Source organism: Fibrobacterota bacterium (genome assembly GCA_019509785.1).
Classification (GTDB): Bacteria; Fibrobacterota; Fibrobacteria; order UBA11236; family UBA11236; genus Chersky-265.
This window is the reverse complement of the sequence record JAEKLQ010000024.1, coordinates 46,806-60,922: the sequence shown is the minus strand read 5'-3', so window position 1 is coordinate 60,922 and position 14,117 is coordinate 46,806. Positions and strand designations below refer to the sequence as shown.

Annotated in this window: 12 protein-coding genes; 7 read left to right on the top strand and 5 right to left on the bottom strand. The window is 62.7% G+C overall.

From position 1 onward, the window contains the following. Positions 1-80 precede the first annotated feature (80 nt). A complete protein-coding gene (locus JF616_03330; GenBank protein ID MBW8886769.1) occupies positions 81-1,088 on the top strand; it encodes a DUF4197 domain-containing protein in 1,008 nt (335 codons plus the stop codon). A 42-nt stretch (positions 1,089-1,130) separates the two neighbouring features. On the opposite strand, the gene JF616_03325 is transcribed toward JF616_03330, so the two are convergent. Next, on the bottom strand, positions 1,131-1,325 hold the full coding sequence (locus JF616_03325; protein MBW8886768.1) for a DUF1161 domain-containing protein: 195 nt from the start codon (positions 1,323-1,325) through the stop codon (positions 1,131-1,133). 227 nt (positions 1,326-1,552) lie between these two features. Next, positions 1,553-2,374, bottom strand: a complete 822-nt coding sequence (locus JF616_03320) for a cation transporter (GenBank protein MBW8886767.1) — start codon at positions 2,372-2,374, stop codon at positions 1,553-1,555. A gap of 135 nt (positions 2,375-2,509) precedes the next feature. On the opposite strand from JF616_03320, the gene JF616_03315 reads away from it, so the two are divergent. Together JF616_03315 and JF616_03310 are read left to right on the top strand one after the other, a co-directional pair. Then, the gene (locus JF616_03315; GenBank protein ID MBW8886766.1) at positions 2,510-3,661 is read left to right on the top strand and encodes a glycosyltransferase family 2 protein; all 1,152 of its coding nucleotides are present in this window, start codon (positions 2,510-2,512) and stop codon (positions 3,659-3,661) included. A 3-nt stretch (positions 3,662-3,664) separates the two neighbouring features. Beyond that, positions 3,665-4,852, top strand: a complete 1,188-nt coding sequence (locus JF616_03310; protein MBW8886765.1) for a glycosyltransferase family 4 protein — start codon at positions 3,665-3,667, stop codon at positions 4,850-4,852. A gap of 57 nt (positions 4,853-4,909) precedes the next feature. On the opposite strand, the gene JF616_03305 is transcribed toward JF616_03310, so the two are convergent. Next, entirely contained in the window at positions 4,910-6,265 is a 1,356-nt protein-coding gene (locus tag JF616_03305) for a hypothetical protein (GenBank protein ID MBW8886764.1), read from the bottom strand. A 98-nt stretch (positions 6,266-6,363) separates the two neighbouring features. Here JF616_03305 and JF616_03300 point away from each other — a divergent pair, with 98 nt between their 5' ends. Then, a complete protein-coding gene (locus JF616_03300; protein MBW8886763.1) occupies positions 6,364-7,233 on the top strand; it encodes a hypothetical protein in 870 nt (289 codons plus the stop codon). After that, positions 7,230-9,779, top strand: a complete 2,550-nt coding sequence (locus JF616_03295) for a TonB-dependent receptor (GenBank protein ID MBW8886762.1) — start codon at positions 7,230-7,232, stop codon at positions 9,777-9,779. Before JF616_03300 ends, JF616_03295 begins: the two co-directional genes overlap by 4 nt. A gap of 43 nt (positions 9,780-9,822) precedes the next feature. On the opposite strand, the gene JF616_03290 is transcribed toward JF616_03295, so the two are convergent. Continuing rightward, entirely contained in the window at positions 9,823-10,806 is a 984-nt protein-coding gene (locus JF616_03290) for a methyltransferase domain-containing protein (GenBank protein ID MBW8886761.1), read from the bottom strand. Beyond that, the gene (locus JF616_03285) at positions 10,803-12,506 is read right to left on the bottom strand and encodes a glycosyltransferase family 39 protein (GenBank protein MBW8886760.1); all 1,704 of its coding nucleotides are present in this window, start codon (positions 12,504-12,506) and stop codon (positions 10,803-10,805) included. Before JF616_03285 ends, JF616_03290 begins: the two co-directional genes overlap by 4 nt. 186 nt (positions 12,507-12,692) lie before the next feature. Between JF616_03285 and JF616_03280 the strand changes: the two genes are divergently transcribed. Both JF616_03280 and JF616_03275 read left to right on the top strand, forming a co-directional pair. Next, entirely contained in the window at positions 12,693-13,145 is a 453-nt protein-coding gene (locus tag JF616_03280; GenBank protein MBW8886759.1) for a hemerythrin domain-containing protein, read from the top strand. 86 nt (positions 13,146-13,231) lie between these two features. After that, the gene (locus JF616_03275; GenBank protein MBW8886758.1) at positions 13,232-14,032 is read left to right on the top strand and encodes a phytanoyl-CoA dioxygenase family protein; all 801 of its coding nucleotides are present in this window, start codon (positions 13,232-13,234) and stop codon (positions 14,030-14,032) included. Positions 14,033-14,117: the final 85 nt, after the last annotated feature.

Here is a 14,117-nt window from a genome sequence, read left to right as displayed (position 1 = left end):
GGCCCGTTTCCGCAACGGTATGCCGCCCCCCGATCCCGGGGCGTTTGCAACGGCCGGGCGCGGCGCCCAGGGATTATCTTATGGGCATGCGAAATCCCGCCCGAATCGCTCTCGCGTTTTCCGCCGCCCTTTTGGCCGCATGCAACCTGCAAGACGTCCTGGACACCGGGGGGCAAGGAAACGGTTATACCGAGGGCCAGGTGGTAAACGGCCTGCGCACTGCCCTATCCGTCGGCATCGATTCCAGCGCCAACCTGGCCGGCAAGGTCGACGGCTACCTGGCCAACGCCGCCATCAAAATCCTCCTGCCCGAGGAGGCCGCGCAGGCCCTGGCCTCGGCCCGATCCATCGGCGCCTACGTCAGCCCCTTCGCGCGGCAACTGCAGTCGGTCCAGAGCGCGGCCAGCCTGATCGGGCTGGACAACGGTTCCATCGCCACCAACCTGTCGCGCGCCTCCGCGCTGGCGGGAGCGGCCGCTTCCCTGCAAACCTTGGGCGATTCGGTCGTCAAGTACATGAACCGCGCGGCCGAGAAGGCCGCCCCCCGCTCGGTCCCCATCTTCAAATCCGCCATAACCTCTTTGACCATTTCCGATGGTTTATCCTTGCTGGATAGCCCGGATAGCACGGCGGCCACGCTCTTCCTGCGCGGGCATACCTTCGAACCTCTCACCAACGCCTACGCGCCCTTGGTAGACTCGACTTTGGCCTTGGTCCCCCTCACGCAATATTGGGGGACCTTCCGCACCGCCTACAATACCCTGCTCGGCGATTACCAGACCCTGCTCGCTTTCCAGACTACATGGAATGCCGATGCGGCGGAGGTAGGCCTAACCTCGTACCAAATCAACTCCCTCCAGCCCGTCAGCAACAAGACCATCCAAACCGAAAGCCTCGGGGCTTGGACCACCAAGAATGCGCTGACGGGGTTGTTCTTGCTGGTGGGGAATCAGGAGAAGGACATCCGCCGCGATCCGTTCGGCTACGTGAAAAACCTGGCCTTCGAGGCCGCCGATATCCTGAAACAGGTGTTCGGCGAAATCATGCAGATGGGTACGAACCCGGGAGCGACGAACCCGGGCCCTTGAACGAGGGGGCGCGACGCGGACCCGCGTCCGCGAGCTGCCAAATCAGCCCCGCTTGTAGGTGATCTTCTTCTTGCCGCCTTCGCAGCTTCCGACCACCTTGGCATCCTTGGTTTCGTCCTTGCCCACGATGTCGAGGGTGAACGTCTTCACGCCTTTGGCTTTCAGTTTGGCATCGATGGATGCCTTCACGTCCTCGCAGGATTTCTTTCCCTTGGACGAGTCGGCCGGGACCGGCATCACGGCCACGCCTTCCGCGGCGGCTTTGGGGGGCTGGGCGGAGGCGACGGCGGGAGAAGCCGCCGGATGGGCCGGGGCATTCTCGGCGGCGCGGGCGCCCGCGGCGAGCAGGGTGGAAACGAAGGCGAACGCGATGGTCAATCGTAGGGCGGGCATGGGGTCTCCTTGGGACGGGTTTCGCAAGGAAGTATAACAAGGGAACTTGGTTATGCGGACCCCGGAAGCCCTTACCGGCCGTCTCCGTACTCTTCCCGGCCCCGCCGGGCTATCTTCTCGTCCCGGAAGGAATCGTCCACCGGGTCCAGGTGGATATTGACGATCCAGCGCGTATCCGCCAGGGCCCGCACCTTGGCCTCGATTTCGTCGGCGATCTGGTGGGCCTCGCGCAGGGCGATGCCCTCGTCGAAAACCAGGTGGAATTCCACCAGGTTGGTATCCCCGGAGCGGCGGGTTTTCAGCTCATGCACCCCGTTCACCCGAGGGCTGGTCGATTCCGCGATGGCGCGGATGGAATCCACCAGGGGATCCTCCAGGGCATGATCGAGCAGCATGGCCAGGCCTTTGCGGATGAGCGGCACGGCGGCATGGGCCACGTAGGCGGCGACGCCGACGGCGATGACGGGGTCGAGCCAGGCCCAACCGCTCAGGCGCACCACCCCCAGGGTCAAAAGGATGCCCGCATTGCTGAGCAAATCGGTCTGGTAGTGGACGGTATCGGCGCGCAAGATGAGGCTGGTCGATTCCTCCGCTTTCCGCTTGAGGTACCAGACCAGCACGGCGGTGATCGCCAGGGATAAGGCCATGGCCGCCATGGCCCAGTCCAGCGAGGTGGCGGGGATCGGCCGGGGCAATTGCCAGTGCAGGCCCAGGCTGCCGGGCACGATGAACTTGAGCACCGCCTGGCGCAGGATGTACAGGGCCGAAGCCATGATGAATACGCCCTCGGTGAAGGCGGCCACCCCTTCGATCTTCCCCCGCCCGTAATTGTAGGACGGATCGCTGGGCCTTCCCGAGCTGCGCACGGCGTAGACGTTGAAGGAGGAAACCACGAAGTCGAGGAAGGAGTTCGCGGGGCCTTATTCAACATCCTGTCAGGGGGAAGGCCGATCGCATCGCGCGGATTGAACCGCCGCATCCGCCCATCTTATAATGGACCGGAAATCCGGTCCTCCGGAGCCATCGCCATGCCCGGGAAAACCCTGTCCATCATCCTGCCTTGCCTGAACGAGGCCGAGACCATCGGCGTGTGCGTGGAAAAGGCGCGCCGGGCCCTGGAGGGAATGGGCCTCCAGGGGGAGGTCATCGTGGCCGACAACGGCAGCACCGACGGATCGCGGGAACTGGCCTTGCGGCTGGGGGCGAAGGTGGTGGACCAGCCGGTTAAGGGCTACGGCGCAGCTTACCTCAAGGGCCTGGAGGCGGCGCAGGGCGATTACATCGTCATGGGCGATTCCGACGACACCTACGATTTCCTGGATATGCCGAAACTCGTGAAGGAGTTGGACGCCGGCGCGGATATGGTGCTGGGCTCCCGCTTCAAGGGGACCATTCTGCCCGGGGCCATGTCCTTTTCGCATCGTTACATCGGCAATCCCATCCTCTCGGGCATCCTCAATCTTTTCTTCGGTTCGCGCATCTCCGATTGCCATTCCGGCTTCCGCGCCTTCACCCGCGAAGCCGCCCATCGGCTGCGCCTGTCCACCCTGGGGATGGAATTCGCTTCGGAGATGATCGTATCGGCCTTGCGCAACCGGCTCCGCATCGTCGAGGTGCCCATCACCTATCACCCGCGCAAGGGCGAATCCAAGCTGGAGTCGCTTTCCGACGCGTGGCGCCACATGCGCTTCATGCTGTTGTTCAGCCCCAACTGGTTGTTCCTGGCCCCCGGCCTCTTACTCTTCCTTGGCGGCCTGATGCTGTTCCTGAATACTGCCTTGGGATGGCTGATCTTGTTCGGCCACGTCTTCGATATCCACGCCATGATCTTCTTCGCGATGTTCACCCTGGCCGGCTTCCAGATCCTTACCACGGGCCTATTCGCCAAGGCCTTCGCCGCTCGCGAAGGCTTCGCCGCGCCCAGCCGGCTCTTGGAAACATTCTTCCGGATCTTCTATCTCGAGCGCGCGCTGACCTGGGGCGGGCTCATGTTCCTGGCCGGCTTGGCGGGCAGCGCCTATATCGTGGGCCTGTGGGTGAAGATCCATTTCGTGGGCTATTTCCTGATGCCCAAGCAAAGCCTGTTTTGCGTGGTGCTGATGATAATGGGCTTGCAGACCATGTTCTCCGCCTTCTTCATCAGCCTGCTCCGCCTGCCCAGCATCGCGCGCGGGCCTTGAGGCATGCTCCCGCGTTCCATCCTGGTCCTCACCCACGAGCTGCCGCCCCTGGGCGGAGGCGCCGGCCGCGCGATGTCGCAACTGTGCTCCCGCCTGGCCGCCCGCGGGATAGCGGTGGAGGTTTGGACCCAGCGCCCTCCCGCCCCGTACCCTACAGGTTACCCCTTCCGCGTGCGCTTCTTCGCCACCGGCCGTTCCCTCCAGTTCCAGACCAGCCCGGCCACCATTCTGCTGTTCTGCGCGCGGGCCCTATGGAGCGGACTCTGGCTGGGGAAACGCCGGCCCGATCTCATCTTCTCCAACACCGGCATCCCCACCGGGGCCTTGGGCGCCCTGCTGGCCCGGTTCCATCGCGTGCCCCATGCCATCTGGTACCACGGCGCCGACGTACACGAAAATCGCCGGACCGGCGCGGGGCCCCTTTACCGCCTCGCCCTCAAGGCCGCCTGGTCGCGCACGGACATGCATGGCTTCGTTTCGCGCGGGTTGCTGGCAATGGCCGAAGGCTATGGCGGCATGCGTGGGGCGCGCATGGTGCTGCCGCTTTTCGGGGATCCGCCGCGCGCCGAGGCAACCGCTGGCCATCCCATCGCACCTGTTCCGGCCACGTCGGTCCCGCCCACCCCGCCCGCCGGGGCCCCGGTCCGCACCTTCCTGTTCACCGGCCGCTTGGAGGCCGTGAAGGATCCCTTCCTCTTTCTTTCCGCCATCGCATGGCTGCGGACCTCTGGCCGTTTGCCCGCCGATACGCGCTTTCGCATCGTGGGCGGCGGCTCGCTGTACGCTCCCGTGCGCCGCCGCATCCTGGCCGAAGGCTTGTCCGCCATCGTCGCCCTGGAGCCGCCGGTGCCGGGGGAAGCCATGGCGGCCCTGTATGCCGGCGCCTTCGCCTTGGTGCTTACCTCCGTGGTGGAAGGCTTTCCTCTTACCGTCCTGGAGGCCGCCATGCATGGGGTCCCGGCGGCCGGGCCCGATACCTTGGGCGTCAACGAGGAGATCGAGGACGGGGCGACCGGGCTCCTTTTCGCCCGCGACGACGCGGAGGCTTGCGGGCGCGCTCTCTTGCGCCTGATGGAAGAGGAGGGTTTGCGGGATCGGTTGGGAGAAGGAGCGCGGAAGGCGGCGGGAAAATTGTCCGCGGAGCGGACGGCGGATCTGTTCCTGGAAGCGATCAGAACGCTCCCGGGTTAACCGGGGTGTTACCTGCTTGGCGGACGAATGCCGCCTGGCGGAGGGCGGAACTCCGGATTAATATTGGGCCACTTTCTCCCAAGTCCATTTGCGCCCGGCGCTTCTCCGCGCGAAGTAGAGCCAACTGGGCGGGATTCCCTGCTGGGATCCGTAGTCATTAGCGTTAACCGATGTTTGCAGCATCAGGGCCACCATTGGGTTCCCCTCCGGGTCGAAACGCAATTCGGAGATTTGGAACTGGAATATTCCCGAAGCCGGACGGGGAACGGGAATCGTATCCGGCGTGCCTTCGCACGAGGATGCGTGGACGAGGACCGAATACCGGTTCAGGAAATATGCGGAATCCGCCTCGGTTGTATCGATGGGGCGGCCGGCGACCATGGAATGGATGCATCCGATCGGATCCACGTTGAAGTTCCCCCCTTGATAACGCTTGAAGGGATATCCTCCTGTCGAATCTATCGTCCCCGGGAAAACCCGGTATCCCAAGAGCGCCAGGGTATCGTTTCGCAATCCGAATTCCGCGAGGGAATCCGGCCCCAGTTGGTAATAGACCCGAGTTTCCCCCAGCACTTGGGCGTAGGAAAAGCTGCCGTAGGTGGCCGGATGATCCAACTGCAAGACCTGTTTGCGCGGGTTCGGCTTGCTAGGGTCCAGGCTCCACCGGTAGCATATCAGCTTCTGGCCGATCGTCGGATCGGTATTCTCCGGCCGGCTCGGATCGCCGTTCCCCGGCGGATAGGAATTGTTATTGGGCTGATAGGAAAGGATCAGGTAATTGGATTCTTTTCCGGGTAGGAGAAGGGTCTCTCCGTATTGGAACGCCGTATCCAGTTCGAAATGGGTCCCGTTGCTCAGCCGGATATAGAAACGGGTATCACCAGTATTATTGGTAGATAATTCTTCCGGCATCTCCCAGGCGGTATCGCCGGCCAGGACTATGGGATCCCCGTGCCACATGTTGAAATTAGGTTCCGCGTCGCTTCCGACTTTATCCGGAATGGATTTTTTCACCTCCCATTCCGTTCCCTTCTGCGCATACAGGATTCGGCGATGCAAACCCTGAAGAAGGGCTTGGATCCCGCCTCCGAAGTTGCGAAGAAAGTAGGACGGCCCTCCGGATTCGCCCTCCATGTTGCGGAATGAATGGGATGCCCAGCCTCCCGTTCCCGGGGTATATGCGATAGCCTGGGAGTTCCGCTGTAGAATCCGCGGCTCCCATTCCTGGAGGGGGGCGGCGGTCGCATAGTCCATGCCTACTTCGGCGAAAATGAGGGGCGTGCCATCGGGTTCGATTTCCAAATTCGCCTGCAGGATCGCCTGTCCTGCCGGGATGTCGTACTGGTTCTCGCTGCCGGTATTGCAAGCGGATAGCAGGCAAACTAGGACCAATCCGATTGGTATCCGCATCATGCCTTCACCGAGGCCTAGGATTTTCTTCATTAGGGACGGGATTTCCACGGGAGGAATTTACTATTTGATTGCCTGCGCGAGTCGGAAAGGAAAGTTGGTTGCGGAAACAATTTTATTGGTGCGCCGGTTCGCGGCCGACCTTGGCCGCCTGCGCGCTCCTTTTCAACGGTTGCCTGTATACCACCCATCATTTCAACACCGGCCGCCTGCTTGAACCGGGAACGAGTACCTTGACCGTGGGCGCGGGCCCCTTCCGTTCGCTCAGCTACGGATGCCCGGAACTCCCGCAAGGGGACTACACGGAAAGCATCTATGAAATCAAGGATTCTACGGGAACCCATTGTAGGCACTACCAGTATACCCGCGATGGGTCCGGAAACGGCAGCTCCCAGGACGATTCCGTCCCGCACGTCCATTCCTGGAATTCGACCCTCAAGGGAAGCCTGGGATATCGCTTAGGGGTGCATGGACCCTTCGGCCCTTTCGCGGGCGCCGAAATCGGATTGCATCTGGAAGGGCCGACCAATCCCGCCAGCGCCGAATTCGATCTAAAGCTGGGGTTGCCCGTGCCCAAGGAACTTCCTTTCCACCATTCCCTTTCCGGCGGCTTGGGCATCGGCGCCTGGGCGGACAACTCTTATTTCGGGGAGTATGCGCTGTCGCGGGCCTTCGGCGCGAGCGACCTGTTCGTCAATTACCGCGCCACCTATCTCGCCAGCCAGCTTTCCGATATCTCGGGCTCCGAGTCGCTCCGGCATTTCCAATCGCGGCGGCGCCTGATCCATCAGGCCTCGCTGGGCTTCATGTGGACCTTGCCTGACATCCCCGTGCTTCCCGACTACATCGTTCCCTTGGCGGTCTTGACCTATCCGCTGGCCCCGATGGGGACCGATACTCCGCCGCCGGAGTACCTTCTGGACGATCATGTCTTTGATTTCAGCGTGGGCATGGGATGGACCTTCAAATGAACCGGGCTGGTTTCCTCCCCGCCTGGTCCGCCTTCGCGGCGATCCTGATCGGCATCGCTTCGACTCCCGCGCGGGCGGAAGACCCGGCCGATACCTCCCTGTCTTCCCCCTACGCGGCGCGTGATTCCGTTCCTGCGACCGGCTCCGCGTTGGCAAAGGATTCTGCCGCCCAGGATTCCAGCCTGGAACTCCAGGAAAAGAAAACGCAAACGCAGGGCACGCGCAGCCATCGGGAAAAGGAGGTGAGCCGCATCCGCCTGACCCGGGAGGACTTGAAGAATATCACGGCGGCCCAAGGAGATCCCTTGAAGGCCCTCGGGACCTTGCCCGGCGTCTCCAACCAGAACGACTTGAGCGTGCGTCCCAACGTGCGCGGGGGCAAGGCGGAAGAGACCCAGGTGATTTGGGAAGGCATTCCGCTTTTGCAGCCTTACCATTTCGGCAGCGTCTATTCCGTATTCAACATCGAGTCCCTGAAGGATCTCACCTTCTACAGCGGCGGCTTTCCCGTCGAAGACGGTAACGCGCTTTCCGGCGCCTTGTTCATGCGGGCCCGGCCGGCGCCCATGGATACCCTGGCGGTCTCTGCGGACCTTTCCCTTTTGCGCGGCAACGCCTATGCGGGGGTCCCCATCATCAAGAACCGGCTGGGGATCTCCTTTTCCTACCAGGCTTTTTGGTACGACTGGGTGCTTAACCGCGGCTGGGACGCCGTCGATCTCATCGATGACGAAAAGGATTTCGAACGCGCCAAGCGGCAATTCCAAGGCGATATCATGCTCCCGAATTTCAAGGACCTGCAGTTGGGGCTATCCTGGCGCTTTTCCGACGCCTGGACGGGCGAATACACGGGGCTTATTTCCAAGGATATTTTCACGGTCCGGGATCAGAACCTGCGCCATTTCGTGAACGGGAAGGAAGTGTCCCCCGATTTTTACGACTGGGATCTGTTCTATCGCCAGGCCCTCGATGTACGCGAAATCCGGACCCTGCCGGATACCCTCGCGTCCGTCTCCGTGGACAACGGCTTCCACGGTTTGGCCTTCCATTGGAAACCGACCTCGGCCTGGCAGTTCGATCAGACTTTCGCCTTCCAATCCCAGACTTGGGGCGTGGGATTCTTCGGGGACCAAAAGTGGTTCGATTCCATCGGAACCGATGATCGTTACTATGGGCACCGCATCAATAACAACAGCGATAACCTGCTGGATATCCGTAATCGCACCTATGATTGGCGCCTGGACGCCAAGGATTTCGCGACCGACGCCTTGCTGCTGCGGTTCGGGGCGAGCCAGTCCCTGCGTACCAACTCTTTCGAATCCAAATTGCCCCGTCCGCTCTTCGAAGCCATCGTCAACGGGAACACCGATGCCCTGGACGCCCTGGCCTATTTCGATCCGAACGGCTTTACGATCAAGCGGAACGATCCCGGCGCCGATCCCAACGTCGATTACCTGAACCAGCTCCCGCGGCTGATCCGCTTCGATGCGAACGGGAATCTATCGGGCCTTTTCAGCGCCGCCTACGCTTCGGCGGAATACGGATTCGATTCCGCGCATCGGTTGCTCTTAGGGCTACGCGCCGAAACCGACTCTTACGCCGACGATTTCTACCTCAGCCCGCGCATCGCCTATTTCCAGACCATGGGGAAATCGGATGAATTGTCCTTGGCCTCGGGACTCTATTCCCAAGACGACTTCCCTTTCCAAATCCGCACCTTGAATCCCGCCTTAAGGCCCGAGAAGGCCTTCCACTTCAACCTGGAATGGACCCATACCTTCTCGCCGCGCTACCGCTTGGAATGCCAGCTCTACCAAAAGAACTACTTCGATCTGGTGGTCCCCTTCCTGGTCAACACGGGCCACCTGGATTGGAACTCGGACTTGTTCAAACACCAGGATAGCACCGCCATCCAGTCCCTGCCGAAGGCCCAATACGACAGCGTGGTGGAGCGGTTCGGGGATAGGACTTTAGCCTACCGTAACGGGGGAACGGGGAAAGCGGCCGGCGCGGAAGTCTCCTTCAACTACGATCCCAATCGCACCTGGGGCGGATGGCTCACCGCCGAGGTCGGCTACTCCAAACGGCAGGACGCCCCCGGCGAACGCGTCTACGACTTCCGTTACGGGCGTCCCTGGGCCTTCAACTGGGTCAACCACTTCAAGCTGCCGAACCGCTACGGCCTCTCCGTGCGCGGGCGCTGGGCCGCCGGCCTTCCCTATACCGACTACGTCTCTTATAGCACCGAAACCGGCGGGGACCTCGGCGGTGGCTTCAACACCGAGCCCGCCACCCAGACCTATGACACCCTGTTCCATGCGGGCCCGCGCAACGGCGCCCGCTATTCTCCCTATAGTCGCTGGGACATCCGGCTGTCGCGGGAGTGGGCGCTGAAGCGCCACTTCGTCGAGAGCTATTTCGAGATCTGGAACGTTTTCAATACGCCCAACTTCCTGCTCCGGGACTCCGGCACGGAGAACTGGAAGTTCGTGGACCTGAACTATCCCATCCCCATCCTCTTCGTCGGGATTTCCGGGCGCTGGTGACACCTATCCTGAGGATAGGCCCATCTTTAGGATGGCTCCGTTTTCAAGATGGCCTTTTGCGCAGCCCGCAGAACAGATTCCCGCCGGATTCGGGAAAGCGCCGGGCCAGCCAGCGCGAGTATGCCCGCATCCATCGCGCCCGCGGGTGGATTTTCCCCAGGTGGGTATAGGTTTCCCGGAACTCAGGACGGTAACCGGGGAAGTACCCCTCGAAATCGGAAAAGGCGAAGCCGCGGCCCGCCTGGGGGCCGCCGGCATTGGGCGATTGCGCGTCCAGGAGAGAAGAGATCGTATCGGCCGCCAGCGGCTTTTCGATCAATCCCTTTTCCTTAAGGCGCGCGTTCACGTCGGCGATCAATCGGTTATGGGCCTCGAGTTCGGGAAGGTAACGGCCCAGCGGTCCGCGCAAGGCTTCGAACCAGCCCAGCCGCAGGATGATCTCGTAAATGAACTGCTTGAAGTCGGCGAGGGGGGAAAGCAGCCAATAGCTGGCAGCCAGGAAAAGGCTTTCGCCGTAGGCGCGGGTCGGTTCATGGCCGATCAAGACCAGCCCGCCGGGCTTGAGGATGCGATCGATCTCGCGGCAGGCTTCTTCGGGCCGCGGCAGGTGGTGCATGACCGCATTGGCGGTCACCAGATCCAAGCAGGCATCGGGTAAATCGATGATCTTTCCGTCCAACTTCAGGGTTTCCAGGGCGAAGCGGCAGCCTCCCGCCGCCACGGCGTCCCGGCAAACCGACAACATGCCCGACGATAAGTCCGAGCAGATCAGCCGATCGCCTTCGGCGAGGAAACCTTTGAGCCGCATGGGTACGAAGCCGGTTCCCGAACCCAGATCGAGCGCTGCTATCGTCCCGCGCGGGCCCGCCAACGCTTGGCCCAGCACGCGTTCCCAACGCGGGATCTCCGCTTCCAGGATATCCGGATGCTTGGCGTCGTAGGCGCGGTTCTCGAGATCATGCCAGATTTCGTTGAGGGCCAGGATGAGGCGATCCCTCTCCCCGGAACCGGAAGGCGCGCCCTTCATGGCGATTTCCCGGGAGGGGCGGTACCGGGGGATAAGGGAACCGCGCCGGGGCGCAGGGCGAGATACAACGCGATGGCCCCGGAATCGACCGTAACAGGCAGGTAACCCCCGTCGCGCATGCGGCCCAGGGCGGCCTTCAGGGCCGAGTCCCCCGTTTCGGATCGGGTCAACGCCACTAAGCCCGGATGGAAGGCGGCTATGCTGCGGGGGAACCAGGAAGGATCGTACAGCTCTTGCAGCCCCACGCAAAACCGATCGGGAGCGAGGAAATTGAGGTCGCAGAGCGAAGCGGCGTAATAGCCGCCGCCGGGCGGCACGTCGCGCGCAAGCTTGGCCAGGTGCTCGGCCACGGCGGGACGGTAAGCGTAGGGCCCGGAAGCGGCCAATGCGCCGGATAACACGCGCTCGTAGTAACGGTGCGGATAGAGGATTGGGGTGATGGCCAAGGCGATGCCGGCCGCCCCCGCCGCGAAGCGAAGCCGTGGCGGAAACCGCCCTTGCGGAAACCGCCGTTGGGGAAACATACGTGGCGGAATCTCCGCGAAGAGTATGGGTATCTGCGAGAACCCGTAGGCATAGAGCAGCGGAGCTATCCCGCTGAAGTACCGGACCCCGGCCCAGGAATTGTAGGCCGCATAGGCGCAGGCCAGGCCCGTAAGGAGGAAACCCGCGGCGAAGGCGGGGCCGAAAAAGGCGCGGCGCCGGAAGAGCCCCCAAAGGGCCAGCAGCAAAGGCGCGGCTTCGAGGCCATGTTCGAAGCGATGCAGATCCCGCAGCCCATGCGCGGCCCCGATGATCAAGCGGCGCGGGAGGAAGAAAAGGTCGTGGCGGCGGAAATATTCGGCGGCCGTGAGGGTATGCGATTGCGTCAGGGCCGAGCCGGGATCGCGCAACAAACCGCCCGAGCCCGCGAAATGGAAAGGGTTGCCGAAGGCGGATGCGCTTCGCAGCAGCCAGGGCGCAGAGATCAGGAAGAAAGCCAGCACGGCCAGGGCCGGGTGCGTCCAACGCAAGGGCTCACCGCGCCGCATGAACCACAGCCATAGCACCCCCGGCAGGAAGAGGACGGCGTTCACGCGCACAAGGTACAGCAGGCCGATCATCGCCCCCAAGCCCGCCCACCAGGCATGCGTCCCGAAAGCGAAGGGCGCGGTCGATCCGCGGGTGCGCTCTCCCCGCAGGCACCAGGCCGCCAGGCCCGCGGCGCCCAGGCCGAACAGGCCTTCCGTATAGACGGCGGAATTCCATTCCAACTGTAACAGGGATGTTACCGTGGCCCAAAGCGCCGCCTGCGCGGCCCAACGGCCGAAGGCGGCCCGCGACACCCCCCATACGGCCGTCGCGAAAGCCAGGAAGACGCCGGCGACGGCCCAGCGGGCGGTTTCGATGGAAAATCCGAAGAGGCGGAAGCATAGGGCCAGCAGGGAAACCAGGGCCGGATAACGGAAATCGTCCGGACGGGGCAGGGCGTAGGGGACCAGGAAATGGGCCTCCAGCCAGCGCGTCGTGAAGCCATGTCCATGGGCCAACTCGGCGGCCACCGACATCCACGATCCCTCGTCGCCCGAGGGTAGCCCGCCGGCGCGGATGCGCAAGGCCAGGCAGTGGAAGCCGACCGCGAGCGCGATCGCCGACGCCGCGATCTCCAGGAGGCCAAAACGGGCAGGGCGTCCTTCCGCAGGGGGGATGCTTGAAGTCATGGGGTGCCACATTATACCTTGCCGCGCGCCCCGAAATACATCCATGTCCGCCGCGACCGTCGGGTCTTCCGTCGGTTTCCCCCTCTAGAATCGTCCCACCTTGTCCGGCCGGGACTTACGCCCGGCCTATCGGCTTCCCCGTCCGATTTGTTTTTTATGGATCAGGGGCCAGAAAGGACTAATCCCATGAACCTCTACATGCTGTTGCACCAGGACCACGAGAACGCCAAGAGCCTGCTCGCGCAATTGGAGGCCACCGGGGAGGACGAGCAGGATCGCCGCGAGCGGCTTTTCTCGACCTTGTTCCGCGAACTTAACCTCCACTCCGAAGCCGAAGAGCGTTACTTCTATAGCCGGCTCAAGGCGAATGACGAAACCCGCGAGACGACCCTCGCGTCCTTGGACGATCATAAGGGTATGAAGCGGCTGCTGACCATGTTGGAAGCGACGGACGCGGGCACCCCGGAATGGACGGCCAAGTGCCGCGAATTGCGGGCGGAATGCGAGGGGCATATCGCCCGGGAAGAGGACGAGCTGTTCCCTCACGCCCGCCGCGTCATCGAAGACGAGGAGGCCGCCGGCATCGCCGAGGACATCCAAGCCTTCAAGGAAGAGCAGGCGGAGATCGAAATCTTCTAGCCTCGCTTTCCCAGCAGGTGGGCTTCCGGCGAAAACGCCTTTGCAATTGTTTGTCCGATCCCCTCCGTAAAGGATATACTCCCTCCATGGCCCGCCCTCCCTGGATCGACGAATATTGGGACCGTGGATTCGTCCGCGTCCCGGGCGTGTTCCCGCCGGGGGAAATCGCGGAGCTGGCCGGGTATTTCGGGGATATCCTGGCGCAGGCGGAAGGGTTGCAGGCCATCGCCAAACGCGGCCTCACCGAGTTCCGCATCGTGCCCATCGCGGGCAAACCCACCTTGAAATTCGCCAAATGGGCGGCGGCCTCCCATGCCGGCTTGAACAAGTTCCGCACCTCGCCCCGCCTGTTGGGGCTGGTCATGCAACTCTTAGGCCCCGATCTGCGTTCCATCACCAACCAGATGCATTACAAGAATCCCGGGGACGAAGTCAGCTTCCAGATGCACCAGGACAGCGCCTTCCGGAAACCGGACGCGTCCTACCGCGATCTCTACGGGGGTTTCCTGCAAACGGCCATTGCCGTCGATCCTGCCACGGAAGAAAACGGTTGCCTGCAAATGGTGCCGTACTCGCATCGGGAAAAGCGGACCCTGATGGAAGGCGGCTATGAGGGATGGGAAGCCAACGAAGCCAATCGCCGGGTGCTGGAGCGGCTCGCGCCCGCCGAGCTCGGCCTCATGGACCCGGGCGACGTGATGATCTGGAACCCCTTCACCATCCACGGATCGCAGCCTAACCGCAGCGCGCGCAGCCGGCGGGTCTACATCAACGGCTTCGCGCGAAGCGAATCGACCGATCACGGCGTCGATACCACGGTGGCCGGGCGCGTAGTACCGTTGCGCTCCGGGCCCGAGACGCGCTGGGACGTGGTGGAAGAGCGCTGATCGATTTGTGATCTTAATCCCGATTCTATGATTTTACTTTAGGTTTCCGGCCCCCGAACCCATGGCTCCGGGCTTCCCGGCATGG

Excerpts from the sequence above, each read along its gene's own strand:
- JF616_03330 (MBW8886769.1), top strand. The coding sequence starts at position 81 with ATGGGCATGCGAAATCCCGCCCGAATCGCTCTCGCGTTTTCCGCCGCC.
- JF616_03325 (MBW8886768.1), bottom strand. The coding sequence starts at position 1,325 with ATGCCGGTCCCGGCCGACTCGTCCAAGGGAAAGAAATCCTGCGAGGAC.
- JF616_03315 (MBW8886766.1), top strand. The coding sequence starts at position 2,510 with ATGCCCGGGAAAACCCTGTCCATCATCCTGCCTTGCCTGAACGAGGCC.
- JF616_03310 (MBW8886765.1), top strand. The coding sequence starts at position 3,665 with ATGCTCCCGCGTTCCATCCTGGTCCTCACCCACGAGCTGCCGCCCCTG.
- JF616_03305 (MBW8886764.1), bottom strand. The coding sequence starts at position 6,265 with ATGATGCGGATACCAATCGGATTGGTCCTAGTTTGCCTGCTATCCGCT.
- JF616_03295 (MBW8886762.1), top strand. The coding sequence starts at position 7,230 with ATGAACCGGGCTGGTTTCCTCCCCGCCTGGTCCGCCTTCGCGGCGATC.
- JF616_03290 (MBW8886761.1), bottom strand. The coding sequence starts at position 10,806 with ATGAAGGGCGCGCCTTCCGGTTCCGGGGAGAGGGATCGCCTCATCCTG.
- JF616_03285 (MBW8886760.1), bottom strand. The coding sequence starts at position 12,506 with ATGACTTCAAGCATCCCCCCTGCGGAAGGACGCCCTGCCCGTTTTGGC.
- JF616_03280 (MBW8886759.1), top strand. The coding sequence starts at position 12,693 with ATGAACCTCTACATGCTGTTGCACCAGGACCACGAGAACGCCAAGAGC.
- JF616_03275 (MBW8886758.1), top strand. The coding sequence starts at position 13,232 with ATGGCCCGCCCTCCCTGGATCGACGAATATTGGGACCGTGGATTCGTC.